Origin of the sequence: Paenibacillus suaedae (assembly GCF_032337355.1) — a bacterium.
Taxonomy (GTDB): Bacteria; Bacillota; Bacilli; order Paenibacillales; family Paenibacillaceae; genus Paenibacillus_B; species Paenibacillus_B suaedae.
Map to the genome: position 1 here is coordinate 36072 of NZ_JAVYAA010000007.1, position 24284 is coordinate 60355.

At 44.4% G+C, this 24284-nt stretch carries 25 protein-coding genes and 1 pseudogene; 18 read left to right on the forward strand and 8 right to left on the reverse strand.

The window, feature by feature from the left end; all coding sequences use genetic code 11:
* The first annotated feature begins 115 nt into the window (after positions 1-115).
* The 3 genes from RQP50_RS23310 (at position 116) to RQP50_RS23320 (ending at position 3118) form a co-directional block, all read left to right on the forward strand.
* Positions 116-946, forward strand: coding sequence for an alpha/beta hydrolase family protein (locus tag RQP50_RS23310; RefSeq protein ID WP_072731989.1), 831 nt, complete (start codon positions 116-118; stop codon positions 944-946).
* Between the two features lie 457 nt (positions 947-1403).
* Complete coding sequence (locus RQP50_RS23315; protein ID WP_021254975.1) at positions 1404-2015, forward strand: DUF47 domain-containing protein; 612 nt, start codon at positions 1404-1406, stop codon at positions 2013-2015.
* A gap of 104 nt (positions 2016-2119) precedes the next feature.
* Complete coding sequence (locus RQP50_RS23320; protein ID WP_072732014.1) at positions 2120-3118, forward strand: inorganic phosphate transporter; 999 nt, start codon at positions 2120-2122, stop codon at positions 3116-3118.
* A 59-nt stretch (positions 3119-3177) separates the two neighbouring features.
* Here the strand turns inward: RQP50_RS23320 and RQP50_RS23325 are convergent, their stop codons facing one another.
* Positions 3178-3717, reverse strand: coding sequence for a tyrosine protein kinase (locus RQP50_RS23325; RefSeq protein WP_174808357.1), 540 nt, complete (start codon positions 3715-3717; stop codon positions 3178-3180).
* Positions 3718-3997: 280 nt separating this feature from the next.
* Here RQP50_RS23325 and RQP50_RS23330 point away from each other — a divergent pair, with 280 nt between their 5' ends.
* The 4 genes from RQP50_RS23330 to rlmD all read left to right on the forward strand — a co-directional run bounded on the left by RQP50_RS23330 (position 3998) and on the right by rlmD (position 8911).
* Positions 3998-4288: a YerC/YecD family TrpR-related protein gene (locus RQP50_RS23330; protein ID WP_021254972.1), complete on the forward strand. Its 291-nt coding sequence runs from the start codon at positions 3998-4000 to the stop codon at positions 4286-4288.
* A gap of 4 nt (positions 4289-4292) precedes the next feature.
* A complete protein-coding gene (locus RQP50_RS23335) occupies positions 4293-5396 on the forward strand; it encodes a sirohydrochlorin chelatase (RefSeq protein WP_315746904.1) in 1104 nt (367 codons plus the stop codon).
* Positions 5397-5840: 444 nt separating this feature from the next.
* Positions 5841-6743 (forward strand): diacylglycerol kinase, encoded by a 903-nt coding sequence (locus tag RQP50_RS23340; RefSeq protein WP_021254970.1) that lies wholly within the window; start codon positions 5841-5843, stop codon positions 6741-6743.
* A 629-nt stretch (positions 6744-7372) separates the two neighbouring features.
* Positions 7373-8911, forward strand: coding sequence for a 23S rRNA (uracil(1939)-C(5))-methyltransferase RlmD (rlmD, locus tag RQP50_RS23345; RefSeq protein ID WP_315746905.1), 1539 nt, complete (start codon positions 7373-7375; stop codon positions 8909-8911).
* 5 nt (positions 8912-8916) lie between these two features.
* Here rlmD and RQP50_RS23350 read toward each other — a convergent pair whose 3' ends face one another.
* The 3 genes from RQP50_RS23350 to RQP50_RS23360 all read right to left on the reverse strand — a co-directional run bounded on the left by RQP50_RS23350 (position 8917) and on the right by RQP50_RS23360 (position 10292).
* The gene (locus RQP50_RS23350; protein ID WP_254659940.1) at positions 8917-9159 is read right to left on the reverse strand and encodes a DUF4368 domain-containing protein; all 243 of its coding nucleotides are present in this window, start codon (positions 9157-9159) and stop codon (positions 8917-8919) included.
* A 42-nt stretch (positions 9160-9201) separates the two neighbouring features.
* On the reverse strand, positions 9202-9531 hold the full coding sequence (locus RQP50_RS23355; RefSeq protein ID WP_315746906.1) for a recombinase family protein: 330 nt from the start codon (positions 9529-9531) through the stop codon (positions 9202-9204).
* A 221-nt stretch (positions 9532-9752) separates the two neighbouring features.
* Positions 9753-10292 carry a GNAT family N-acetyltransferase gene (locus RQP50_RS23360; RefSeq protein WP_021254967.1) on the reverse strand — a complete coding sequence of 180 codons (540 nt, stop codon included), beginning with the start codon at positions 10290-10292 and terminating at the stop codon, positions 9753-9755.
* Between the two features lie 114 nt (positions 10293-10406).
* Between RQP50_RS23360 and RQP50_RS23365 the strand changes: the two are divergent.
* Positions 10407-10925, forward strand: a pseudogene (locus RQP50_RS23365) (site-specific integrase); the annotation flags it as partial.
* Between the two features lie 393 nt (positions 10926-11318).
* On the opposite strand, the gene RQP50_RS23370 reads toward RQP50_RS23365, so the two are convergent.
* Positions 11319-11723: a recombinase family protein gene (locus tag RQP50_RS23370; protein ID WP_083545372.1), complete on the reverse strand. Its 405-nt coding sequence runs from the start codon at positions 11721-11723 to the stop codon at positions 11319-11321.
* Positions 11724-11793: 70 nt separating this feature from the next.
* Positions 11794-11952 (reverse strand): hypothetical protein, encoded by a 159-nt coding sequence (locus RQP50_RS23375; protein WP_161627344.1) that lies wholly within the window; start codon positions 11950-11952, stop codon positions 11794-11796.
* Positions 11953-12110: 158 nt separating this feature from the next.
* Between RQP50_RS23375 and RQP50_RS23380 the strand changes: the two genes are divergently transcribed.
* The 5 genes from RQP50_RS23380 to RQP50_RS23400 all read left to right on the forward strand — a co-directional run bounded on the left by RQP50_RS23380 (position 12111) and on the right by RQP50_RS23400 (position 17924).
* A complete protein-coding gene (locus RQP50_RS23380; protein WP_021258314.1) occupies positions 12111-12638 on the forward strand; it encodes a hypothetical protein in 528 nt (175 codons plus the stop codon).
* 50 nt (positions 12639-12688) lie between these two features.
* Positions 12689-13153: a hypothetical protein gene (locus tag RQP50_RS23385; protein ID WP_021258313.1), complete on the forward strand. Its 465-nt coding sequence runs from the start codon at positions 12689-12691 to the stop codon at positions 13151-13153.
* Positions 13154-13713: 560 nt separating this feature from the next.
* Positions 13714-13860, forward strand: coding sequence for a hypothetical protein (locus RQP50_RS23390; protein ID WP_315746907.1), 147 nt, complete (start codon positions 13714-13716; stop codon positions 13858-13860).
* 516 nt (positions 13861-14376) lie between these two features.
* Positions 14377-15711 (forward strand): DUF4261 domain-containing protein, encoded by a 1335-nt coding sequence (locus RQP50_RS23395; RefSeq protein WP_315746908.1) that lies wholly within the window; start codon positions 14377-14379, stop codon positions 15709-15711.
* An 866-nt stretch (positions 15712-16577) separates the two neighbouring features.
* Positions 16578-17924, forward strand: coding sequence for a DJ-1/PfpI family protein (locus RQP50_RS23400; protein WP_315746909.1), 1347 nt, complete (start codon positions 16578-16580; stop codon positions 17922-17924).
* Positions 17925-18247: 323 nt separating this feature from the next.
* Here RQP50_RS23400 and RQP50_RS23405 read toward each other — a convergent pair whose 3' ends face one another.
* Positions 18248-18898 (reverse strand): DUF4097 family beta strand repeat-containing protein, encoded by a 651-nt coding sequence (locus RQP50_RS23405; protein ID WP_315746910.1) that lies wholly within the window; start codon positions 18896-18898, stop codon positions 18248-18250.
* A 226-nt stretch (positions 18899-19124) separates the two neighbouring features.
* Between RQP50_RS23405 and RQP50_RS23410 the strand changes: the two genes are divergently transcribed.
* From RQP50_RS23410 to RQP50_RS23420, 3 genes are read left to right on the forward strand one after another with little or no spacing between them, the layout of a single operon-like run.
* Entirely contained in the window at positions 19125-19274 is a 150-nt protein-coding gene (locus RQP50_RS23410) for a hypothetical protein (protein WP_021254963.1), read from the forward strand.
* A 30-nt stretch (positions 19275-19304) separates the two neighbouring features.
* Positions 19305-20078 carry a MerR family transcriptional regulator gene (locus RQP50_RS23415; RefSeq protein WP_174807375.1) on the forward strand — a complete coding sequence of 258 codons (774 nt, stop codon included), beginning with the start codon at positions 19305-19307 and terminating at the stop codon, positions 20076-20078.
* Positions 20079-20095: 17 nt separating this feature from the next.
* Complete coding sequence (locus tag RQP50_RS23420) at positions 20096-20731, forward strand: GAP family protein (RefSeq protein WP_394358431.1); 636 nt, start codon at positions 20096-20098, stop codon at positions 20729-20731.
* Positions 20732-20856: 125 nt separating this feature from the next.
* Here the strand turns inward: RQP50_RS23420 and RQP50_RS23425 are convergent, their stop codons facing one another.
* Positions 20857-21618 carry a DeoR/GlpR family DNA-binding transcription regulator gene (locus tag RQP50_RS23425; protein ID WP_315746912.1) on the reverse strand — a complete coding sequence of 254 codons (762 nt, stop codon included), beginning with the start codon at positions 21616-21618 and terminating at the stop codon, positions 20857-20859.
* A 237-nt stretch (positions 21619-21855) separates the two neighbouring features.
* Here RQP50_RS23425 and RQP50_RS23430 point away from each other — a divergent pair, with 237 nt between their 5' ends.
* Together RQP50_RS23430 and RQP50_RS23435 are read left to right on the forward strand one after the other, a co-directional pair.
* Positions 21856-22608, forward strand: a complete 753-nt coding sequence (locus RQP50_RS23430; protein ID WP_315746913.1) for an ABC transporter ATP-binding protein — start codon at positions 21856-21858, stop codon at positions 22606-22608.
* Entirely contained in the window at positions 22601-24220 is a 1620-nt protein-coding gene (locus tag RQP50_RS23435; protein WP_315746914.1) for an ABC transporter permease subunit, read from the forward strand. Before RQP50_RS23430 ends, RQP50_RS23435 begins: the two co-directional genes overlap by 8 nt.
* The last annotated feature ends 64 nt before the right edge of the window (positions 24221-24284 follow it).

Consider the following 24284-nt stretch of genomic DNA (forward strand, 5'->3'; position numbering starts at 1 on the left):
GGATAGAGGAGTACACTCAACTTAAAACATAGTATATTAATCGGAATTATATGATATAGACGATGCAGGGTGCACTGCACGCACCTGAGTGATGTAGAAGGCAGGGGAGTGTAAGATGGAGCGACATATTGATATTCGATGGCAAGAAGAACGGTTGGCGGCGACGATTCATTATCCAGAGGAGCGAGCTCCATTTGAACGTGGTGTGAAGCGGCGCGCCCCTGTAACGATTATTTGCCATGGCTTCGTCGGCAGCCGAATTGGTGTTGACCGCTTATTCGTGAATGCAGCGCGCAGACTGGCAGGGGAAGGGCACATCGTTGTGCGCTTCGACTTCGCCGGATGCGGCGAGAGCACGGGCGACTACGGGCATACTGGTCTAGATGACATGATAAGTCAGACGCAGTCAGTACTCGACTATGCACTCGGCTGCGGTGATGTCGACCCGCAGCGGGTAACGCTGATCGGCCACAGCTTGGGTGGAGCGATTGCAATATTGACCGCTGTGCGCGATCAGCGCATTAAGCGGCTTGTCCTCTGGTCGCCTGTAGCCTACCCATTCAATGATATTGTGCGGATAGTCGGGCGAGAGCAGTACGATACGGCAATGACAAGAGGATCTGCCGATTACCTGGGATATTCCTTCACGCCTGCTTACTTCAATGCGTTGGGTGTTCATCAGCCGCTGCAAGAGGCACGCAAGTTCAATGGCGATGTACTGCTCGTACACGGCACAAGTGATGATGTCATACCGGCGGATTACAGCTTCCTGTTCCAGAAGGTGTTCTGGCTGCGCAGCGACGGTCAATGTGATAAGGAAATTGTGTTCCAAGCCGATCATACGTATTCGGATGGCACGCATCGGGAGAAGCTGTTTACCTGCACGCTTCAATGGTTAAAGCGGTGGGAGAAGCGGCAGGAAGAATGGGCGAACTGGAGTATATAGCTTGATGATGGTGTGGGAGTGAGATAATCCAATTATGAATGTGAGACGAAGTGGCAGCCGGAAGGCATAGCAGCTTCGTCTTTTTTGATTTGGGGTGAATACGAGCATATGCCGATCTCATGTATGTCTTTGCAGAAAAAGGAGGAAACTATACCGTATGGTGGGCACAGCATGATTGCTAGCTCATGTCTATGGCATATCCAACATTTCAACGTGGGAAACATTGGATGGCAAGCGAAAAACAGCGTGAGAACGGTATTTTGCTGTACTTTTTATGAAAAACGGCGAAAATTGTCGAATAAGGGAGAATTTCCGGTGGTGAATAGGGCTAAAGTTTCGACATTTGCTCACGTTTGATTTACGATTTCTTTACAAAACCACCGTATCCTATGATAAGATATGTAAGGTTTAGAAGATTACATCACATGCAATTTTTGTTGCAAAGGAGATCTCGGGAATGTTCAAGAAAAGGGACGTGTTTTTCGAAACGCTGCAAAACATGGCGGATACGCTCGTTCTAGCGGCAGAAACGTTCGCACAAGGCGTAGAAGATTTGACGGATGTCTTGGCGTTTACGAAGGAAATGAAGGATCTGGAAAGCAAATGTGACGTCTATGTACATACGATCTTGACAGAGCTTAATAAAACATTCATTACGCCGATTGAGCGCGAGGATATTATGGCGCTTACGACTGCACTCGACGATGTTCTTGATGGGATGGAGGCCAGCGCTTCGCGTTTCGACATGTACCAAATGATTGAACGTGATGAAATCGTCGTATTGTTCGCCGATGTTATCAAGCGCAGTGCATATGAAATACAGAAGGCAATCAAACTGTTGTCACAGAAAAAACTGCTTGCTATCCGCGAGCATAACATACGTGTCAATGAGCTGGAAAATTCCGCAGACGACATTTACCGCCGTGGGGTTCGTGCCTTGTTCGCAGAAGTAAAGGATCCAATCGAATTGATCAAACGCAAAGACGTATACGAGCGTCTTGAACAGACGACCGACAGCTGTGAGGATGTGGCGAAGCAGCTTGAAACGATCGTCATGCGAAATTCCTAATATCTGTCGTAACACATAAGATAAGCCAGCCCTAGTGTACGAAGGAGGTAGGGATTGCGCGGACGGATGATAATTAGTGCTGTGCAATCACATAGATAATGAACATGGATATTACGATGATTATCGTGGGCGTCGTTATTTTCTTGGCGCTTGCCTTTGACTTTATTAACGGCTTCCACGATACGGCGAATGCGATCGCCACGTCGGTGTCAACGAGGGCGCTTCCGCCGCGTGTTGCCATTTTGATGGCCGCTGTGATGAACTTTGCCGGGGCGCTGACCTTTACAGGGGTTGCCAAGACGATAGGAGGCAGTATTGCTGATCCAGCGAAGCTGGAGAATGGTCTTGAAATCGTCATGGCGACGCTGATCGCGGCCATAATCTGGAACTTGGTTACTTGGTGGTTCGGGATTCCGTCATCTTCCTCGCATGCGCTTATTGGCGCGTTGGCAGGGGCAGTATTCATCGGCGCCGGATCAGATTATTTGAACATGGGCGGATTTAAAAACATCGTTCTCGGTCTTATTATTTCGCCAATTATTGCTTTCGCTGTCGGTTACGTTGTGATGACAATCTTGAAATGGATATTTGGGAATCATAGTCCACATACCGTTAATAAAGGGTTCCGAACCTGTCAAATTATTACGGCTGCTCTGCAATCATTCACACATGGTACGAATGACGCGCAGAAGGCAATGGGGATTATTACATTCGCACTCGTCACTGCACAACTGCAGACCGAAATGGAGGTACAGCTGTGGGTTAAGATTGCTGCTGCAACAGCGATGGCACTCGGTACTTCGATTGGCGGCTGGAAGATCATTAAAACGATGGGAACGAAAATTTTCAAAATTGAACCGATTAACGGCTTTGCCGCAGACTTGTCTGCAGCCTCGGTTATTATGTCGGCAACGCTGACGCATTTGCCTATTAGCACTACGCATGCTATTACCTCCGCGATCTTGGGGGTAGGCTCCGCCAAGCGTTTCTCGGCGGTGAAGTGGGGCGTAGCAGGTCGTATTGTAGTGACTTGGTTCATTACGATTCCGATTTGCGCGGTACTTGCGATGATTATTTTCAAGTTCATCGATCTATTCTTTTAAATAGAAGCACACAGAGCCGGCTCTCTCTATGGAGGAGTCGGCTCTTTTGCTGTGTGTAATTACCGGCGACGCGTCTTGGAGGTGCGACGGCGCTGCTTACTTGGAATCGGCGATTTCCCTTTTCCTGTTGTACGCTTGCGGCGGCGCCTCCGCGGATTTTTCGTCCAATGATCATCTTCGTCACCGTCTTCTCCGTCTTTCTTTTTGCCTGGAAGGAGTGTGCCCATGAGCAGCTTGGCGACGGGAGCAATCTGGGATACGCTGTTCATCACTTTCTGCACCTTGCCCATCGTCTCGACGATGCCTTCAATTCCGCCCATGCGATCAATGACTTGCTTGATGTCACCGATCGAGAAGCCGCTTTTCTTGGCAGTGGTCTCCTCAACAACCGTAGCAATTGGCGATTCGGCTGCTTGGGTAAATGGAACGATGGCTGTAGTTTCTAGCGGTGGCGGGGGAGTGAATGATGGCAAGAAGGGCGCAGGTTCAGGGCTGAAGCTGCGGATATGCGCCTTGTTTTCCTTTTGCTTGGGAAGACTGGGGACGGTCATCAGCTGCGACGGTAAAGGAGCCCTCTCATATTGGCGAGGGTTGTTCATCTCATCACGACCTTTTTGTATAAGTATGGCAGGTTTGCATAGTCTAAACGTACTCCAATCAACATTCTCTAGTGCTTTCTGCATTGGTATGGGATAATATACTGTATGTGATAGGCGAACAACTCGAGTGGACGATCGCCCGTAGACGGACGCCCAATCTTTTATGGAAGCGCTCTATTTTTACAGTAATTCACTAACGCATGACAACTGTAATGCTTGAAAAGGTATGTCAAAGGAAGTACAATGAGGGTAACAAGCATTGATGTAGGGGTGGATAAGGTTGCAATTGAAAAAATTGAACGATAAGTCAGTCGACCAGCTGTTTGAGGCGGTTATGACGCTGAAATCAGTGGAAGAGTGTTATATTTTCTTTGATGATCTGTGCACGGTAAATGAGATTCAATCCTTATCCCAGCGGTTGGAGGTTGCTCGCATGTTGGGCAAGGGCTGTACGTACAATCAGATTGAAGCGGAGACCGGAGCAAGTACAGCCACGATTTCCCGCGTGAAGCGTTGTTTGAACTACGGCAATGATGGTTATAAAATGGCATTAGAACGTTTAGGTAAATAATCAGATGAAGCCGGGACTGCTTATCATCAGCCACGGTTCAAGAGATGAATCCTGGGTTACACTGGTAGAGGAAGCCATCGCACAGACGGATTGGCCTGATGGGGTTGCTGTCGTCTCCTCTTACTTGGAATGTCTACCAGAACAAGATATACAATACGGCATTAATACATTGGAAGCGCAAGGGGTGAACCATATTGGGGTCATCCCCTTGTTCGTGTCTGCGGGTAGTACGCATGCCGATGAGATAGCATATGCGCTTGGCGCTAAGCCTGCTCCGCTCTGTAAGACGGACTTGGAGCCATTCCGAGTGCGTGCCCGCGTCTATTACGGCCGACCGCTCGATGGAGGGGATGTTGTTCCATTGCATGTGTGTCCGTCAGCTATGTCGAGCGAAGGAATGGAAGAGAACGGGCGAGCTGTCGAATCTTCCTTCTCTGCTCATGTTGAGCAAAGTGGAGATGGGAGTGAAAGTAGCTCTTACTTAGGATTGTCGGCACAGTCTGATCGAAGCTGTTCGATTGCGGATGTGGACAGTCAGGTGGATGTTCTCCTTCAGATGGTGGAGGAGCGGCTGCGTGGACTCGGGGTACGACCAGACTCGGATGCAGTGCTGCTCGTTGCGCACGGCAGTCGATATGAGCCTTTTGCTTCGCGTTGGAATGAGAGCTTACGGCGACTGGAGCGGAAGCTTGTGCTGCGTGGCGCGTGTACAGGAGCCTCACATGCCTTGCTCTGCTGTGAAGATATTGCGGAAGCGGTGAGCCGTTTACAGAGCGTATTGACGCTCGGTCAAGATGAAATCGTCTGGAGCGGCAGGGCGGAACAATTGACTGTTCCCCTAGACTCGTTCGGCGGTATGGATGTCTTCGATGGTCATGATGGTGGAGGCCGCTCGTGCGGAGAACAGATTGTTGAACGTCGTGTTGCCGTCGTTCCTGTGTTCCTCAGTCGAGGTTATTTCACTTCTCATGTGATTCCGCAGCGGCTTGGTGATGTGTCTGCCATGTATGATGGCGAAGCTCTGCTGCCGCACTCCGCCTTGAATAGATGGCTGCAGCAGGAAGCGGTTCGTTTACTGGCTATGATGAAGGGGAATGTATCTCAATAGTTGGTGCCGGGATTGGGATCGTCTGAAAGTCTGCCGACGGAAGTTGCTAGGGCGATTATCCCGTCAGTTTCGAACATTTTGAGGAACGATTGTGTTATCATGAGAAGAATAGATTGAATGATGTGACGATGCAGATGGAATTGCGTGAGAATGCAGAAAGAATGCCACGATGCATCTTGATACATAAGAATATATGTTGGTGGTTCGGAGTTTTTATAACTGTCCGCAGGGCTGCTGTGAAGTTAGGATGTCTCCAACAAGGCATGATGTGGATATGAAGAAGCTTACTATGGTAGTATGGTTCATAACACAGGTTGTTTTGCTGTTCGAGGCAAAGTGACTAGAACTGGACGATATGGCGAAATGTTGCTGGCGGCTAAGCCTTCGCGAAGAAGGTTGTGAAATCGGTTGAACGTGAATAGATTGTAAATGGGTGAAACATTCATGGTAAAGAGAGCTAGGCTTATTTATAATCCGACATCTGGCCGGGAGGAAGGCAGGAAGCGGCTGGCGGATATATTGCATATGCTGGATGCTGCTGGCATCGAGACGACGACGCATGCGACGGAAGGCGAAGGAGATGCAACGGCTAGTGCGGCAGAAGCAATTGATAACGGCTATGATATGATTATCGCAGCTGGTGGCGATGGTACACTCAACGAGGTTATTAATGGGATGGCGGACAAGCCGGAACGGCCTCCGCTTGGCATTATTCCACTTGGGACGACGAATGACTTCGCACGGGCGTTGGGTATTCCTCGCAATTGGGAGGATGCTTGCTCAATTATTACGCGTCAGACAACTCGGGTTATTGACCTTGGGCAGTCGAATGAGAAGTACTTCATTAATATTGCAGGCGGCGGTTCTTTGACGGAATTGACGTATGAGGTGCCAAGCAAGCTGAAGACGATTATCGGGCAGCTCGCTTATTATATGAAGGGCCTTGAGAAGATGACTCGCCTGCGTCCGACGGAGCTGCGTATTGAGCTGGAAGGCCACGGCGTCTATCATGAGGAATTCATGCTGTTCTTGATTACGAATACGAACTCGGTTGGCGGCTTCGAGAAGCTGGCGCCTGAGGCGCGAATTGATGACGGCTTATTCGATGTCATTATGCTGAAACGCTGCAATCTTGTGGAGTTCGTTCGGGTAGCTAGTATGGCTCTTCGGGGAGAGCATATTAATGATCCGCTCGTCATTCACAAGCAGACGAATCGAGTTACGGTTACATCGCCGGATGCAGTTCAGCTTAATCTAGACGGAGAATTCGGCGGTCTATTGCCAGCGACGTTCAGGGTGCTGCCTTCTCATTTGCGTATTTTCGCGGATGATCCAGAGGCTTTGTAAGCTGGGTAGATGTGCATATGTACCGAGCTGTTATGGCGATGGAGAATAGAATGATATCGTTCCACGATCGGATGGTGGACGTTCGGCTTGACTAGCTGCTGTAGAGGGCACGGGTCAAGCCGTTTTATTGTTGTTGACGTGGTGAGGGGAACAGCGATAATTAGGGGCAGAAGGCAGAAGGCAGAAGGCAGAAGGCAGAAGGCAGAAGGCAGAAGGCAGAAGGCAGAAGGCTAAACTGAAATGCAGATAAGATAAATGTATAATGCTAAAATGCTGTTTGATCGGATAATGGGATTCTTTGTCGTTAGGAAAAAGGTAATTAGAGCTTGTGCAGGCGTGAAGGCGCCGGGTCTTCTTGTTGGCGGGTGGATTATGGTATGATGATGCCATGCTCAACATGCGGAACAGCTGGATACCATGAGGATGACGTTTTCGAGGCTACGTATGGATGCAGAGTCGAGCGTAGTTATTTGTATATTTTCGGGCTATTATCGATTTTTGAGAAAGATATCGTGTACTGTATCTTTGGGTTTCCGGCAGAAGAGTGAGTATGAACATGAGCTAGACAAGCAATGCGAGAGCATTCAAAATAGATGGATTCGTTAACACATAAATAGGAGGGCATCAGGGTGAAAGGGAACAAGCAAAGCAAGCGGCCGGGGCGTCGAAATGGAGGACAGTCTGCATCTGCGACGCGTTCACAAGAAGCGGTAGGTGGACGCGCGGCACATGCACGCGTGCATAATGCCCCGGTTCAGAAGAACGATGAGGTTGTACTGGATATTATCGGCTTGACGCATGATGGAGAAGGAGTAGGTCGTGCAGACGGCTTCACGCTGTTTGTACAAGGGGCATTGCCGGGTGAGCAGGTTCGTGCGCTTGTGCTGAAGGTGAAGAAACAGTACGGATATGCGAAGGTGTTAGAGCGCCTTGTAGACAGCCCCCATCGCGTGGAGTTGGAGCATCCAGCGAATGCATATGGCGGCTGTCAGTTGCAGCATATGGCGTACAGTGAGCAGCTGGTATGGAAGCGGCAGCATGTCGTTGACGTACTTGAGCGCATCGGGAAGTTCCGAGTGGAGCAAGCGGAAGGCGAAGCAGCTGCAACTGAAAATGCTGTGCAGGAGCAACCAATCAAGGTATGGCCAACGATCGGAATGGAGCAGCCTTGGCGTTATCGGAACAAGAGCCAAATGCCGATCGGCAAAAATGAGCGCACAGGCGAGTTAATCGGCGGTTACTTTGCGAAGGCGAGCCATCGGATTATCGATACGGATACGAGCCTGATCCAGCATGAAATGAACGACGACGCGATGCGTGTGGTGAAGCAAGTTGTACGGAAATACGGCATTGAGCCGTATAATGAGGAGCAGCATACAGGCCTACTTCGTCATGTGATGATGCGTGTTGGCTTCCGCACGAACGAGCTGATGATCACGTTCGTGACGAACGGGGACAAGCTGCCGCATCAGGAGAAGATCGTAGCGGAGCTCGCTGAGGCTTTGCCGCAGTTGAAGAGCGTCTGCCAGAGCATGAATACGAAGCGCACGAACGTTATTATGGGAGATGAGACCCGCGTATTGTGGGGTTCAGAATATATTACGGATTATATCGGAGATATCGCGTTCAAAATCTCCGCGCGTTCCTTCTACCAAGTAAATCCGGTGCAGACGGAAGTACTGTATGAAAAGGCTGTAGAATATGCTGGCCTGACAGGGGAAGAGACGGTCATTGATGCGTATTGCGGCATCGGGACGATCTCGCTGTTCCTTGCACGGCGCGCGAAGCGGGTACTCGGCGTCGAGATCGTTGAGGAAGCGATCGCCGATGCGCGCCGCAATGCAGAACTGAATGGCGTGACAAACGCAGAATTCGCCGTTGGCGCAGCAGAAGACGTTATTCCTCGCTGGAAGGAGCAGGGTGTGACGCCTGATGTCATCGTCGTCGATCCGCCGCGCAAGGGTTGCGATCCAGCATTGCTCGACACGATGCTCGCCATGCAACCAGAGCGCATCGTATACGTGTCCTGCAATCCGTCGACGCTGGCTCGCGATTTGCAAGTGCTGGCGGGTGGAGGCTACCGCGTCGTTGAGGTACAGCCGGTGGACATGTTCCCGCAGACTACGCATGTGGAGTGTGTTTCACTGCTAGTTTTAGAAGAAGGTTGAGTGGATTATAACCCCTCAACCATGGCAAACTTATAATAAATCTTGATGCTTTTATCTTCTTTGACTTCAATCTTTTCAACGAAGCGTAAAAGAGTCTCTGTAGTCAAAGTATCGAAAGCAACTGCTTTTTTAAATTGTTCTTTGATGGAGAAAAGTTTACTCGCTGAGTAGCTTTCCTCCATCTTTTTTTGAAGTTGGCTTTTTTCGACTTCTAAATGCAGCAACTTGTCTTCAATATCTGTAACCAAACAGTCATAGTCGTCCTTGGTAATAGCATCACTGACAAACTTCTATAAAGCATTTTTCTTTATATCCATTTGCTTTTGTATTTGTTTATCAATGGCTTGTAGCTGTTTTGTTATTTTTACAGTATAATCATCTCGCATGATTAACTTGCCATCATGCACTGTATATCCGTATGGAGCATGAGCACCTAAAAATTTCCCATACTTATACTTCATTCGAAAAACAGACTTGATACGTTCGCTTGTGCGTTGGCTTTCGTTTTCATACATCCAAGCATAAAGTCCAAACATAGCCTGTTTTGATGCATCCTGGGTATCTATAAGCCCATCTAAAGTAATTATTCGGATACCTTTTGTTTCGGCTATCTTTTTCAAATTTGTTAGTTAAACCCCACAGCCCTTGATTTACAAGCACATTCACAGGATTTCAACTCCAATTTACTACTATTATCCCTTTTTTCAAGCCTGTTTCCCACAGGTTCGCGGAAGCGTGCACTTTTTTGCACGGCTAATGTTGTGCTTTCTTTTTGCATTTTTGCTATTGACTTCGCATAGTTGGTCTTATACTGTACGATGCACTATTCAAATTGTTAGCTTTATAATCCGAGTCTGGCACCTACTTCTGCATACTCTATATCTTTTCTTTCTGCATTCCAATTACCCCCTGTTTGTCCGTCCCATATCGCTCCTGTTTCAACGAAACCGACAGACGCAAACAACTTCCGGACGGCTTCGTTTACCATCCAATATGATGTAGCAACTGCATCGGCTTTTCCTTGTGGAAACGACTTTATGTAATCAATAACTTTCATCATTGCTTGTTTGCCAAATCCTTTGCCTTGATGCTTTTTATCAATCATAAAGCGATTAAGTCCATAAGTAGATTTATCTCCATATTTTTCACATAAAAATGCACTTTCCGCCAGTTCGAAAAATCCAATATCGACATATCCTATGACTTCATCATTGTTGCATATAGCGAAGATCATAGGAGGTTTTTCGTCGTTGAGTATCTTTACATAGGCTTTAGCCAAACAATATATGCTGGAATCCACATTTCCTTTCTGCTCGTCTGTTATGCTTAACTTCAACACTGCCTCAAAATTATCGTGGGTAATTTTTCTTAATTCAATCATTTTTCTTCCCTACTTCCGAAAATATAAATTTGCTGCATCTGCCCGTAACGCCGTTCCCCGTCCTCCGTGCCTTAACGACACCAGTATAGTATAAAAACCCGGATATTTCCATATTATGATGATATAATCATACTGCTTGGTACAGGACTTCGTATTTCCGAGTTGTGCGGATTGACAGATGCAGATATAGATTTAGAAAACAGAATTATTGATGTAAACCATCAGTTGTTATACTGCACAGGAACTGGATACTACATTGATGAACCAAAAACAAAGAGTGGTTTCCGACGAATTAAGATGACAGAGGAAGTCTATCAAGCCTTTAGACGTATAATGGATAGGCGCAGATTTACAAAGACTGTCACCATAGATGGCTACAGCAACTTCATATTCGTTACTCGAAACGGCAATCCGAAAATCGGTATAAATTACAATAGTGTGTTCCGAGGACTTGTAAAGAAGTACAACAAGGATAATGATAATGAAGTAGCATTGCCAAAGGTAGTGACACCACATACCCTAAGACATACATTCTGCACCGATAAAGCCAATGAAGGCATGAATCCAAAAGCATTGCAATACATCATGGGACACTCCAACATTACAATGACCCTCAACTATTACGCACACGCAATAGGGGTCTATAATAAAGAGGCTTATTCCTTAAAACGGTGGTAACATTAAAAAAGAGCGGTTTTATTTACCGCCCCAATCCTTTAAGTAGTTATAGTCGCCTAATGCATTGTGTCTGTGAAAAGTATTCCTCACATGTGGAGTGTACAGTGTTACTTAAATTAAGAGGGGCAAATGGTTAAGTCCCTCTTTTATCCAACGCCCCATATAAAGTGGGGCGTGCAATATTGTAGTGAATTTCTTTGATTGCTCCCTCTTCATTGATTTCGAATTTTTTGATAAGACGTTGAAGAACTTGCTTCAACACTTGCTAATCATCAATATTTAATTCAGCGAAGCGGGAGATTTGTTTCCGAAAGGCATGGAGTTGTTCATCCGTGTCTTTTTTAGTTTCTAAAGCAAGTTCAGCATTACTTGGATATACTCGTTCTGAGCCTTGAGTCGCTCAAGGTCGATATGCTTTTCCGTATAAAGTTGTAATAAAGTCTGAAACTCTTTGTTTAGTTTGTTCAAGCGTATGGTTACGCTTGCTAACTCTTTCATGTATCTAGATTGCTGTTCGGTTGCTTTGCTGTTTGCCGCCCCGTAGATGGCAGTCAGGAGATTTTTAATGGTATATCTTCCCAACCTAGAAGCCGATTTTGCAATTACAGCATCAAACTTCTTCTTTTTTGCGTTTTGAAGCAACTGAAGTAATTCTGCTCGCTTTTCTCTAGTAGCCCCACTGATTCCGTTGTCCATATATTGCCGAACAATAGTCCAACCATTTTGGGAGGCTACAGCGGTCGCAAATGAAATCTGGTTCTCAAGACTATTTTTCTGAGCATCTCATTTTGTACTCACACGGGCATATATAGCAATTCTCATATTACCTTATCGTCCCTTCCATATCTGAATCAGAAGGGACAGTATTTGCTCTTTCTTCATGGTAAGAAGCACCGATAATTTTGTCAATTTGACTAGCCAAAATGAATAGTAAGATGTCCTCGAGACTTGCCATTCCTGTACAGGTTCGTTTGATTTTCATGATGTCATCCCCTCCTACTATTAGTGGTTGATCTATGTAGGAAGAAAGGATCGAACCAATTTTGATAAGAAGTTGTGTTGAAGAAATGTCTTGTGGGATACTGGAATTAAAATAAGCATAAGTCAGTTTCAGATAATAATATTTAAGTATCGAGGGGATTGAATATTACAGACACTATATATGTACATGTTCGGCATTGGCTATTTTGGTATGGAGTATATGGATTCTGCGACAAAAGTTCTAATGATGAAATTACATTGTTTTCTGACAAGGACAAAAATAACTTTCTAGGATATTTCGATTTATTGACTCAGCCCTGTCTCATAAATTTATTGAATAACGAACTTGATAAAACAGAAGACAAAGAATTTTATGACGAGATTGAGGAGTTCATAAAAGGTAATAAGGACATCGATTATAGTTATATATATCCGAGGGATGAAGAAGATACCTTATGTCAAGTTGACCACTTTGCACCGATGAATGATAAAGGCCACAAGCCTACCTATATTTATGTATGGTCAAAGCTTTCAGAAGATTGGGATATGATGAGTATTGATAGAATAGTAAAAATACTAGCAAACGATTTCTTACACATGGATATTAAAAAAGTGCAACTGATAGATATACCGACGCATGAAGAAACGAAAGTGTCATATGAAAAGGATTATGAACCTTACATCTGAAAACAACAGGTGGGGGGAAGGTGAAGTTATAAAGTATTGGGAGGATTTAGATGGCATTAGAACATGAGTTTCATCTCATTCCTATTACAATAGATATAGAACAATTTTGGATGAATAGAGAAAACAATCCTAAAGTTATAGATAGTGTAGTGATACATGATGACATTGTTCTGTACGTTAGTGATACATTAAAATGGATTCCGAGTAGAAATCCAGCTTTACATGGGACACCAGCTAGTGCAGGGATTAACTATCACGGCGTGACTCTTTTTGATGAGGTTTCTGCTAGGAACTTAAAAAGTGTATTTTCCTCTTGGAGAGACTTATTTCTGAACTCACCGACAGTACTAGAGCTTACAGGAGAATTTGTTATGGTTGAGGGTGGAGTACAATCGGGTCATTATGAAAAGTTAGTTTATAATCGACTTGAAATCATTAAGCAATTCGAAAAGATAATTTCATTTTCTGATAGATTGTCCGAAGGTAAATTTTATTTATACCATTGTGGAATATAGAGCTTTACTTTCTGTTGCCTTTCCCGCCCGTGGGGTGGTTATTTATTTCTTGCCCTGTGCTTCGCTTGGTCAAGGCTTCGCTTCGCTCAGAGGGTTCACTCCGCTCCGTTGTGCTCGCGGGGCTACATTGACTGGTGAAAGCCGATCCAGTTTTTAACATGTTCTCCTGTAGCCACGGTCAAAGCCGATTATGTTTTCTGAATATGTATAACCGCCGACTTCTCGGCGGCTTAAACTAATGGTATTTAACTTTTTAAAGTCCTCAACCCTCTCATAATTAAAAAATTGTAGTAAATCATGTTCGTTAATCCGATACCCGTATTTAGATGAGTGGCTTTGCTGGTGAGGAATGGCACAGATAGCTGAGAATGCAGTAGTGGAACGGTTTTGGAGAGTAATACAGATGAGAAAATTCCTGATTTGATTGAATTGGTAAGTCGATTAGTCGTTGCTGTGCTCATCAAGGGAAAACTCCTTTTACAACCGCTACCAGTACGTTATAATACAATTATCAGACAGCATGATCGGCTTATCAAAAGATAGATATTGGAGGTATGGTCATGGTCAATCGCAAAAGAAAAATGATTTCTGCAGCCCTCAGCACAACTTTAGTCGTGACTATGTTGTTTACAGCCAGCACAGTCGATGCCCAAGGTACTCAGCCGGCGAAGACAGCAGGGGAAAAAAAGGTTGAAGTTATTAAATAGTGATTGTTAATGACATACTATCTACGAAGACAGCATGGAGTCTTACAATTGTGATGCGATCCAGTAAAGGCTGTTCATTTGAATGACATATAACCAAAAAGAGAAACGGCTGATGCCCTTGTTAAAAAGGGTTTCAGCCGTTTCTGTTACTGTCTACTCCACACATGTGGAGTCGGTTGCTTTGCTCTTTGCTACAAAGACAATAAGGCTGGAAATCCTTAATTCCAAGTACTAGTGTGGGAACGCAAATAAAATATTGATTTAAAAAGGTGCTATTTAAAAATAGTACCTTTTTAATTTTTGGCGTTCACGGAAATGAAGAGAACCGAAATTGATCTCCCTATTATCGTTGCGCTATGCGCTTCACTCAGCTATAGAGGGGGAATTGTTTCGGAAAACGGTCTTGGAAGTTAATTATCGGCGATTGTTGGTTTCCTATTAGCGAAGTAAGGAGGTTTTCCGAAATAAAACTAGAAAAACATCTAAGTGGCTTTTAGAAACTAAGGAGGTAATGTGATGGAAAATGAATTGTTGGAACAGCTAAACCTCTGGCATGAAGAGGATGAATTTGAAAAAATAGTAGACAAGATTGCGGAAATTCCCGAACAGGACAGAGACTATGATATAGTTGGCTATTTGGCGAGAGCATTAAACAATCTAAAACGTTACGATGAAGCATTACAGCAACTTTCGACGATCAAAACGCAAGGCGAGAATGACTTTCTTTGGCATTTTCGTGTAGGGTATGCCTACTACTACCTATCGCAATATGAGGACGCAGTAGCGGCATTCGAAATTGCGAATAAACTTGATCCCGAAGATGAAGATACTTCGACGTTATTGACATGGAGTCGTCGCGAGGTTGGCCTAACAGACCATCAAGAGAAATCTGAGACAGTGCAGCCAAACGCAATTGATTCGGTGAAGAATGATATTGAGGCGAATGAGAGGCTTGAACAGGAAAAGGACAAGGACTTTGGTTTTGCCCATGTGTACGCTGTGGAGTTAAAATACAAGCAGCCGCCGAAGCTGGATCGAAACATGCTGTACGAGAAGATGGAACTTTACACGGGGAAGGTTGATCGCGGAGAACATCATCCGGATGCTGCGGGACTTGCTGTGTGGGAAGCGAATAGTCAGGAAGATCAGAATTTACTGCATTTTTTCCATTTGAATTATATGGTTGAATATACTGAAGGCGAAATGCCGGCACAAACCAGCCTAATGGATACAGAAAGCCGCCCGGTTACGGACTACGAGTCGGCCATACAGCAGTCCTGGCATTGGCGGGAAGCCGCTCAAGTCGTGAGTGATTGCGAGCACTCGCTGCTGTTGATCGACATGATGGCATCGGGACTCGATCCCAAATCGCGGCTGCAGCTGTTCACCGGCTCGCTGCGGGCGGTGCTGGAAACGGCGCCTTGCGACGCCATCTATTTCCGGGAAAGCGACAAGCTCGTCGAACCTAGCGCTTATCTGGCGGCGATTGAAGCAGGAGAACTGCTATATGGTGCGCTGAACATTCGTTTTTATAATGTTGAAGGCACAGGTAGCGGCCGCCCTGAAGGTCTGATGGATTCATTGGGACTCGCAGCGCTTGGCATTCCGGATGTTCAGTGTCATTATTACGATCTGGAGCCTGATGAAGTAGCCGGAAATTTGCTTAATATCGCCTATTATTTATTCGACCGCGGGGACGTTATCGTCGACGGGGAAACGGTTGGTTTCACCGAAGAGATGCGCTGGCGCTGCGAGCACCAATACGGGCTGGCCGCACCGCACCGGGTTGTTATCGATATAGATCCGGGAGAACCTTATTATGCCGGCAGTCAAGGCGCGGAGCAGTCGTAAACAGCAGTTACCCATCGGCGATGGTGCCTATGTTGCATAGATAGTAAAAGTTAAAAGGAAATTTACACACAATTATTTAATTATTGGGAAATCCATGCATTAATACACAAAACCCTTCATAAGGAACTGATTTATTTTATTTATTAATGATGCATGGAATGATGAGAGTAAGTTTGTTAGAGGGCTTGCTCATTCAGCTTTAGATGACATAAATATGTTTTGCAAATAATCACGCTTCAGAGATCACATCTGAGGCGTTTTTTTATTGAGGGGGTGAAGATAAACTAAAGGCGGCTTTGTAATGACCTACACGGAATCTCATCCAATGAGGAAGGTCATAACTAGCTATTCCCTTTCTATGGTCACGACTAGCCTGTTGGCGACAAGTATTACCGCAGTACACTGCATCTCTTTTAGAAGAACCAAACTCAGACCCCTACTTCCGGAACCACTGTCTTCTTTCTTCTCTCTACATTTATCTTTTGTTGAAATCTTGCGAATTCATGAGTTTGAGAGAGGAAACTGAATCATTTATAGGGAGCTTAACAACTAAAACTAGATGAGAGTTCTTCAGCCCGTGCCAAAGGGATAAAATGAAGACATCTGCTCGAAATTTCAATGGTAGGTGCCTTTTTGAGTTTTAAAGGTTCCGCTAGAATGGGAAGCGGCCCATTACCGAACAGCGCGTTGTCACCGTTTTGTTAAAATTATAGCCCTATTGAGTCATGCTAAAAAAAGAATACAGACTAGGGCCCAGTGGCAGCTCCAACGTTAGGCGGGCCTCTCGACTGAACCACAGACAGATGCCTTGTTTATCTTGATTTGTTAAATTTTATGGGTAAATCTAATCTGAAGGAGCGAAGCAATTGAAAATTGTATTACGCATTATTATCTATCTCATCGTTTTTTTCGTCGTCGTAGGGGGGATAGGCGCGGTCGGGTTCGTCAATACGATGAATGCCGGAATGTCGGTTTACGATAAAGCCCCCCCTGCATTAATGGATTTGCAGGTGCCGATATTTGACTCTAACAAACCGACGGTGGCCGTACTTCTGGCGAACGAAGTGACGGAAGTGTTCGATTTTCTCGTCCCGTACGAGATGTTTGCGATGACTGAATCTTACAATGTATACGGCGTTTCCCCCGATCGCGAAATTAAATCACTAACTGGTGGACTCGATGTCGTCCCACACTATTCGTTTGACGAAATGGATGCAATGCTCGGCAAAAGCCCGGACATTATCGTCATTCCGTTTATGCCGATTTTGGATGAGAATAAATATGCGCCTGTCCGTGAATGGATTCGGAAGCACTCGGGTGCCAAGACGACATTGATCTCCATTTGCAACGGGGCTGAAAACCTGGCGGATACTGGCTTGTTGAACGGCAAATCGGCCGCGACGCACTGGGGAGACATGAACAGACTCATCAAAAAATATCCGGAAATCCAGTGGGTGAATGATCGGCGCTACGTCCCACAAGGCAATATCGTATCCTCTGCCGGTCTGACATCCGGGATCGACGCTACGCTATATGTCATCTCCAAGCAACTGGGCGAGGCGGCGGCGAAGAAAGTGGCGAAAGAGATGAACTATCCCTCTTACGAGTATGTGACAAACCCGCAAATGAAACCGTTCGTTGCCGGATTGAGCGATATAACATACGTACTGAACAACGCTTATCAATGGAACAAAGTAAAGGCGGGCGTGCTGGTATATAACGGCGCCGATGAACTGGATTTGTCCGCCGTATTCGATACGTACGCCGCTTCCGGTACGACGACGACGTTGACCGTTTCCAGCTCGAGCAAACCAATCGTAACGAAACACGGCCTAAACCTAGTCGCACGTTATCAGATAAAAAACGTGCCGAAACTAGAGAAAATGATTGTCGTTGGTGCCGATGCCGAATCTGCAGCCGCCGAAGACATCAACCAATGGAAGAACAGCGGCCACAGCGCGAAACTGCTGTTCCTGCACCGCAAAGCGGCGGATCGGTTTGCAATGGATCCCGCATTCGAGGATTTGGCCGAGCAAGAGGATATCCAGACGGCGAAATTTGCCGCCAAACGGCTCGAATATCGCACCACCGACCACCTGAAGCTGGAAGGCAGCTCCTTCTCTTTTGAATCGTTTGGCGTACCGGTTTTACTCGGTATCTTGTCCTTGCTCATCGCTTTTTTCATCGATCGGCGCTTCATCCGCAGGAAATAGGAATTGTCTGCAAATGAAGTGCATCGAGGGATGAATGAGTTTGCGAGACTCAGCTATAGGTGTTGGATATAATTCACTAAACTATCCTTTTAATAAAAGGACGATCCCACACCTTTGCGTGGGCTATGTTCTCCTCCTTACATTCCATTTCCAAATATATAATTAAAGAGCGTATACAGGTAGCATGTAATGCTTAAAAAGGCACCCTATCTTAATCAAAGCACTAAGAAAACACTTTATTTTCTTCTGACAATAAGAAATATCAGAAGCCTGTCTCCATTAGAATGATTGGAAATAGGCTTCTATTTATTGATCCCTGTTATTTATTTGACCGTTATATTTCCAGAAGTTGTTTGGAGACTCACATTAAATGAGCCATTCCCCGTCTGTCCCTGTGTCTTTCTGTTATTTTGTTGAGAATTATTCAAAGGAATACCCATAGCTCGTCTGCCACTACCAGATTGCAAAAGCCAGTTTATGTTGGAGTCCTTGTCTTCCAGATTTAAAAGGATGCTGCCGCTTTTGACAGAGATATTGATGTCACTATTTATTTTTACATAGTCAAGCGATACATTTCCACTACTTCCTTGGATATCGAGTTTCTGTGTGCTCAGATTGATTATCTTTACATTACCGGAAGAACCGTCTAACGTTACTTTTCTCTCATAATTGTTTGGAATACGAACGGATAGCTGAGGCATTTTTCCGATATTTACGATGTTTCTAATATCACTCTTAAGCCGAATTTTGATGTTGTCTTTTTCCTTATCTATAACAATTTCAGATCCATTACTAATTGCTTCAAGTGACTCTATATCTGCTGATTCTACTATTAATGTTGTGCTGCCGTGGTCAATATGGATGTTTTCTATCCCCTTTAATGACACAGCGTGTGCAGCATTTTCTTGGTAAGAACTACATGCACTAAGGAAAAGTATCACCATCAAAAGTAAACCAATGCAATATTTTTTCATTTACTCACCTCATCACTATTCTTCATGATTGTGAACTGATTATATAAGATTACGTTGCGTCAACATCAAGTTAACTTGTGCAATCAAAGAATTTTCTAATGAAAACACTTGAAAGTGACGTTGCGTCATTTTGTATAATCAAGCCAATGGGTAAGCTCTTCATCACTTATGTCTGTTAAGTCGGCTAAGGGGAAGAGGAGATTTATTATAAAAGGGGAGAGTAGATATGAAACAAGGAGACATCATTATTTATGCATGTGTAATTATAGGAGCAGGAATTGGACTTATGATTGATCAAGCATTTCCAGGCGTATTAGTCGGTCTAGGATTAGGATATTTAATCAAACATGGTCTATATAAAGATCAAGAAAATTGATCTTATCTGAATTGTCGGAGGTGTCTGTAATTGATACATATTAAAGAAGTTGCAAAAAAAACGAATATCACGGTCAGAACACTTCGGTACTATGATCAGATCGGATTATTGACGGCACCGTCCAAAACAGAAGGGGGCCATCGTCTGTATTCAGAAGAGGAACTGAAGAAGCTTCAATACATCCAATTTCTGAAGGGAATTGGTTACAAGTTGCAAGAGATTAAAAGTATGTTATACGACTCTAAATGGAATTGGACGAACAGTTTGAAAAACCAGTTAGCCTATATCCTTGAAGAGCAAGAAAGATTAAGGAGTATAGAGTCGTCACTGCGGGAATTGATAACCGGGATTGCGGTAGAAGACGGGGATGAGCGGCTTGCGATACAGAAACTTATTCAGTTATCGAATCAACATAAAAAAAGATTGCCGACCATCAAGGAAAGCATGTTTAACGATAAGGAAATAGAGCTTTGGACAAAACTCCCAAAAATGAGTGGGGAAGACCCTGATTCTATGGAGTGGATTGCATTGCTAGGTCAGATAAAACGATATACGAAAGATGATCCTGCTTCATCACGAGTGCAAAACATAATACGGCGCATGATAGAAAAACAATTGGAAGATTTCAAAGGAGAAGACGAATTTGTGAATAAATTATGGGAGCTGAGGAAATCTCCAAAGCAATCTGAGAGTCTTGGCCTATATCCTATAGATAAGGAAGTTCTTGATTTTATGGAGCGAGCCTATGACATTCATATTTCTTCCATACAGAACTCTTCCATAGAGCAAGGAGGAGAATCGTGACTCTTGAACTTCTTTCTATGGTAGGGGGATTAGCCTTATTAGACACGCTTAGCCCTGCAACATTGGGAGTAACCGTATATTTGCTGTTGACTGAAAAAGAGCGATTAGGTTCACGCTTAATGATTTATTTATTGACGGTCGCAGTCATTTATTTTTCAGTAGGCGTTGCTTTCATGTTAGGTCTGGATGTGTTTCTGGCTAGTTTCTCTTCCATTTTTCAAAATCGGATTGTAAGTTGGGCTATGCTGATCATTGGGGGAATTCTGTTTATAGCCAGCTTTTACTACCCAAAGAGTAAAAAGTCAGAATTGCCAAGGCCGAAGTCAAAAAGTAAGACATCCATGATTGCACTCGGTTTCACGACATCATTGATTGAGGTAGGTGCAGCATTTCCGTATTTTGCTGCGATTGGTCTTATGAATACCTCAAATTTAACTGTTTTTCAGTGGCTCCCAATTATGGTAGGTTATAATTTTATAATGGTTCTCCCGCCATTAATCCTATTTACATTGCATTTATTATTAGGGCGAGTGATGAAAAGACCATTAGAAAGGCTTCAAATCAAGCTTTCGAAGCATTCGGGATCGGCTGTTTCGTGGGTCATGTGTATCGTGGGGGCGATTATGATTTTTTATAGTTTGGATTATCTGTAGGGAGTTTTATAAACCGTAGGAGGGGCGATGGCCCCTCTTTTTCATGATTACCTGATTCCATACATAAGCATGCAGTTTCCATGACCCATCCTTCTCCTGATGGTAAATAAGCCAGTTGGTTCACTTTACTCTGCAATGATAAGCTTCGTTCGTATCGACTTAAATTGCGGCGGGTAATTGGGATCGATATTCGCATCGGTAATAATGGCGTTTACGTTATCTAGTGGTGTAATGGCAATCTTAACGTCTTTTCCGAATTTGGTGCTGTCTGCCACGACATACACTTCTTTGGACAATTCGATCATCTTCTTGCGTGTAATTGCTTCCTCCATATTGTAATCTGAGATCCCTCGGTCCATCGTAATGCCGCTGCAGCAGATAAACGCTTTTCGAATATTTAATTCATGAAAATTGAAAATATAATCGTACGCGACTACGGAATGTTCCTCTTTGCGGATTTTTCCTCCGATAATAATCAGTTCAACATCGGTATTCATGAGCTCACTGATCACGGGAATGGAGTTGGTGACCACCGTGAGATTGTTCTTGCCTTTGATAAACTTGGCTATGTGATAGGTGGTGGAGCCACTGTCAATATAGATGCAATCCCCATCGTCGATCATCTCGCTGCATATTTTACCGATGTTTTCTTTTGCCTCAAATAAGGTAACCATTCGCTCATCCATGGAGGATTCTCCATACTTCGACTCCACGATTTTAATACCGCCATATATCTTTTCGATCTTCCCTTGCTTGGTCAATAGATTCAGATCTCGTCGTAGTGTATCCACGGAGATCGCTAATTCGGTTGCCAGCTCTGGCAGTTTAAGCACCTTTTTAATGGTAAGCAATTCTATAATCTTCTGTTGTCTTTCAAGTGGCAGCATAAGTTCACCTATTATCGATTGATATTGTTACCTCTAGTGTAACGACTGCACCGTTCACATTCAATTAAATTTGACTATATATTTCAACTGAACATGAAATATGGCGCACAATATATGCAAAATATATGAAAGATATATTTATTATATATGCATGATTTACTCAACATTTACATAAAAGTGCATTTGATTTGATCATTGATTTATATAATGGGGGTGTGACTAAGGGAGGTGAGCCGTTTGCTTAAGCTGCAACATATCAGCAAACAATTTGACGGCAAAATGGTGCTCCAAGATATCAGCTTAGAGATAGGTTCTGGCGAGATTGTATCGCTTCTCGGCCCTAGCGGGAGCGGGAAAACAACACTGCTTAATATTATTCTTGGCCTAACGAAGCTGGATCATGGCAGCATTATGTATAACGGCTTGGACATGACACATGTATCCATGAAAAAGCGCGGCTTTAATATCGTATTTCAGGATTATGCTTTATTTCCGAATCTGAATGCTTACGAGAATATCATCTATGGGTTGCGCAATAAGAAAGGAAGCGTGAGTGAGCAGGAGGTTCAAGACTATATTGAGTTTTTGGAACTGAAGCCGCATCTGAGCAAGCGAATCAGTGAATTATCAGGCGGACAGAAGCAGAGAGTGGCTTTAGCTAGAACTTTGGTTACGAAGCCGAAGATTCTGCTGCTAGACGAACCGCTCAGCGCATTGGATGGAGTCATTAAAGAATCGATCAAGCAACGGATCCAATCGATTGCCAGGGAGTTCAAGCTCACGACGATCATTGTTACCCATGATCCTGAGGAAGCATTAACCCTTTCCGATAAAATTTTGATTATCAATCAAGGCACAATCTCGCAATATGGTACGCCGAGAGAGATTATCGGGCAGCCGAGTAATGAGTTTGTAAAACAGTTTATTATCAAGCAGTTGCAGATTAAGCGGCAGAATATATTCAATCTGTTTGGTGAGCGATATGCATAGAGTAAAGCCAGAAATGCGGATTCTGCTCATCGTCATACTCCTTTTGTTAACCGGTATTTTGTTCTTGCCGCTGCTTGTCCTATTTATTCGATCCTTCGAGACAGAGCAAGGCTTTTCATTAGCCAATTACAGCTCGATTTGGATGAATGATGAGATGATGATAGCTGCCTTGAACAGCATGAAGGTATCGACGGTGACCGCAATTATTACAACGATATTGGCATTCATCCCGGCGTATACGATTCACTGTACGCGTGCTCATCGGATCTTCAAAGGCATGCTGAAGACGACAATCGTTCTTCCCATGCTGCTTCCGACAATTACGTATGGATTTGCCATGATGTATTCCCTTGGCAATCAGGGATTGCTGACCAAGCTTGCAGGACGAAATTTGTTCGATATCTATGGCTTTAATGGATTGCTGATCGGTTATGTCATTTATACACTTCCGCCAGCCTTTTTATTGATTCATAACGCATTTAAATACATGGATAAAAAGTTTATTATCGTGTCTCACCTGATGGGCGACAGACCGCTAAGAAGCTTTGCGAATACGATTGTTCGGCCGTTGGCAGGGGCATTGGGTGGGGCATTTGTGCTTTCCTTTATCCTAAGCTTTACGGACTTTGGGATACCGGCGTCGGTGGGAGGAACCTATTCGGTGGTGGCTAGCCAGTTGTATCAAGTCATGCTAGGCTCCATTCCTGATCTGAATCAGGGGGCTGTCATCGCGGTGCTCATGCTTGTGCCAGCGATATTTGCAATATGGCTGTTGCAGTCTTTAGAGAAGCTTAACTTTCACTATGATCAACTTGGAGAAATCGAGCTGCCCACACATCGGGTGCGCGATATTAGCTTCGTGACCGTGTCTTCTGTCATCGTCTTTATAATGCTGTCGATATTCGTCATTATGTTTATCGCACCGTGGCTGAGCCGATATCCTTATGATCTTACTTTTACATGTAAACATGTCCTAAGTGTACTTCAATCGAGTGATTTAACGAAGGTATATCAGAACTCGATTTGGATTGCGGTGTTGACTTCTGTATTTGGTACGTTGATTGCTTATTGTGCTGCGCTTCTCAATGTACGGACTTCATTACGGGCAAGATCACTTACCGATATCGCTTCCATGATCACGAATACGGTGCCGGGCATGGTTCTTGGTATCTCTTACTTGCTCTTATTTAATGGAAGCAGCTTGAAAGGGACCGTTACGATCATCGTGCTGTGTAATATCTTACATTTCTTTACAACACCGTATTTGATGGCGAAGAATTCGCTCTCCAAGATGAATCCTTCATGGGAAACGACGGGAGAACTACTCGGAGATAGCTGGTTCAAGACGGTCTATCGGGTAGTCTTGCCTAATTCGGCTGCGACGGTGATCGAGATGCTGGGATATTATTTTCTCAATGCGATGGTTACGATCAGCGGCATCATCTTTCTCGTATCCACTCAAACCGCTGTCGTTGCTAGTAAAATCAAGGAGCTTCAGCATTTTGCCAAATTCAATGAAATTTTCGTATTGTCGATGCTGATATTCTTCACCAATATGCTTGTGAAACTGCTATGTGATTATGGACAAAAGAGATTTTCGATTCATCGTTAAACAGGCTTAATGCTTATCTATGATAGGCCTAAATAATAGTAAAAGCGAGGGATTACGATGGTTG